The 1,050-nt window shown below is 33.3% G+C and carries 2 protein-coding genes; one reads left to right on the top strand and one right to left on the bottom strand.

The features are described 5' to 3' along the window. Window positions 1-384 (top strand): primase C-terminal domain-containing protein (locus FTV34_RS17665; protein ID WP_257226202.1); only part of this gene is annotated, 384 nt, incomplete at its 5' end. A 17-nt stretch (window positions 385-401) separates the two neighbouring features. Here the strand turns inward: FTV34_RS17665 and FTV34_RS17670 are convergent. Then, window positions 402-1,050 (bottom strand): hypothetical protein (locus FTV34_RS17670; protein WP_180070936.1); only part of this gene is annotated, 649 nt, incomplete at its 5' end.

Consider the following 1,050-nt stretch of genomic DNA (forward strand, 5'->3'; position numbering starts at 1 on the left):
TCAGGACTTGGACGAAACTGCACACTGTTCGATACCGTGCGTAAATGGGCATATACGGCTGTTAGAGCGCATAGAGGTGGAATCTATAACACTTGGTTAGATGAGGTAGTAAAACATTGTCTAAGCGTAAATGAAGCGTTTTTAGAGCCATTACCATACTCAGAAGTCAAAGCAACCGCAAAAAGTATTGCTACTTACTGTTGGAAAAAAGATGCGTACTGCTACCAAGAGTTTATACATCGGCAAAGTCATAAGGGAAGTATTGGCGGTAAGAAATCTAAACGTTCTAAATCTGAAAACTCAGAACGTACAAACGAACCTTGGAAAAATTTAGGAATTTCTCAAAGTACTTATTACAGATGGAAGAAGTTAGGAAGGATTTAAAGCCTTCCCTTATTTCATTACCAAAAAAATGATACATCATTAGATTCTTCATCTATAAAAGAAGTAAAAGCACTAACCAATTCTGAGTATGTCTGTGTAGTAGACCATTTATGGTTATTTATAAATTTCATGTAAATTGCTTCAGGCATTAAATGGTCAATTAAATATTCTGCATCTGGCGCGATTTCTTTTAAGATTTTAGCCGACTCAGGTAGTTGATATGCAGTTTTAATTATATCTTTGATATTCCAATTTTTACTTGCAGCTGATGTGATTCCTACTGCCTGTTCAACAGATAATTCAATCGAATATATGCTTTTTAAATAATTCACGATATTTAAGAATATTTTATTAATATCTTCTTGTTTTAGATTATTTCTAATAACTCTTGATTCTACAGAGTCATTAATTTGCTTCTCTATCTCAGCGTAGTAAGTTTGTAGGGCAGGTTCAATGAGAACCATACAAGCATTCAGGGTTAAGTAAGTCAGAGAATGAGAAATAGATTCAATAGGGGTAAGCTCGTAGGTTGGATTATCCTTCTTAAAAGTTAATACATTGAAATAAAAAGTATGACTTGCCTCATTATAGAAATTAATATTTTCCTCTAAATTACTTTCTATAAGAGGCAAAGCATTCCAAGACTCTGTACCTTGTTTATAACTA

The sequence above is a fragment of the Acinetobacter sp. YH16038 genome (assembly GCF_013417275.1).
GTDB lineage: Bacteria > Pseudomonadota > Gammaproteobacteria > Pseudomonadales > Moraxellaceae > Acinetobacter.